This is a genomic window from Streptomyces sp. URMC 126 (assembly GCF_051386555.1).
Classification (GTDB): Bacteria; Actinomycetota; Actinomycetes; order Streptomycetales; family Streptomycetaceae; genus Streptomyces.
Genome location: NZ_JBPQTX010000610.1, coordinates 1 through 1,299 on the forward strand (window position 1 = coordinate 1; position 1,299 = coordinate 1,299).

At 79.4% G+C, this 1,299-nt stretch carries 1 protein-coding gene; it reads right to left on the reverse strand.

What is annotated here, in order from left to right:
• Positions 1-231 precede the first annotated feature (231 nt).
• Positions 232-1,113, reverse strand: coding sequence for a UbiA family prenyltransferase (locus ACSNOK_RS33085; protein WP_436784482.1), 882 nt, complete (start codon positions 1,111-1,113; stop codon positions 232-234).
• Between the last annotated feature and the right edge of the window lie 186 nt (positions 1,114-1,299).

Consider the following 1,299-nt stretch of genomic DNA (forward strand, 5'->3'; position numbering starts at 1 on the left):
GACCCCGCGCTTGCCGGTGGTTGTCAAGACGTCCCGCGTCATGGTCGGCGACCCGTATCGCACCGCGTCGTACGGGCCCCGCCTGGGCCGCCCGGCCGGGACCCCGCGCCTGCCGGTGGTCGTGCAAGACGGCCCGCGCCATGGCCGCCGACCCGTACCGCACCGCGTCGCACGGACCCCGGCCCAGCCGCAGGCCGTCCGCCGCGCCGCCGGGCCCGGCCCCGCGACGCCTCAGCCCGTTACCGCCCCCTCGACGAGCAGCAGTGCCACGTCCACGCCCGCCACCAGAACCGCTGCGGCGAACGGCGCGCCGGGGTGGCGGTGGGCGAGTGTGGAGCCGGTGAGGGTGGTGAGTGCCGCCGTGGCCAGGGCGGTCGTTCCCGGGGCGGACGGCGGTCCTGGCGGGCCGAGGGTCAGCACGGCGGTGGCCGCCACGAGGACGGCCGGCAGCACCCTCCGTACGGCGGGCGCGCCCAGCCGGTGCGGCAGTCCGCGCACGCCGACCGCGAGGTCGGCCGCGATGTCCGGGAGAGTGTCGGCCAGATGGGCGCCGGCGCCCAGCAGCGCCGCCGCCGCGACGACCCACCAGGCGGGCCACGGACCCCCGGGCAGACCGAGCGTCACGAACGCGGGCAGCGAGGCGAAACCCACGGCGTACGGCAGCCAGGACCAGACCGTGGCCTTCCACCACAGGTCGTACGCCCAGGCGGCCGCCACCCCGGCCAGGTGGACGGTCCCGGCGAGCGGGCCGGCGGCCAGCGACAGCGGGACGCACAGCGCGAGCGCCGCCCACGCCGCGATCCACACCGTGCGGGGGCGGACCGTCCCCGCCGCCACGGGCTTGCCGTGCCGCCCGGCGGCGGCGTCCCGGGCGGCGTCGAACGCGTCGTTGCACCAGCCGACGGACAGCTGACCGGTGAGCACCGCGCCCGCCACCAGCGCGCAGCCGGCCGCGGTGTGCCCGGCGGCCACGGCCGACCCCGTCACCAGCCCCGTGACGGCGACCGCCGGAACGGGGTGGCAGGACGCCGCGAGGCCCACGACCGGCCCGGTACCAGCGGCGCGGGCGGCCGTCGGCGTCCGGTCCGTGTCCCACGCGTCCGTCGTATCCACTCCGCGATCGTAGGGCGGACGGCCCGGCGGCGGCCCCGTCGCTCCTCCGGACGGGCGGTCCACGGCGCCCGGAGCACCACCCGGCGGGGGAACCGGGGAAGACACCCGGAAGCGGACGAACGGGCGTTCCCGGGCGTCCGGTCCGCCTCAGGACGCCCCGTCCGGCCCCGCCCCCCGGCGCGGGCC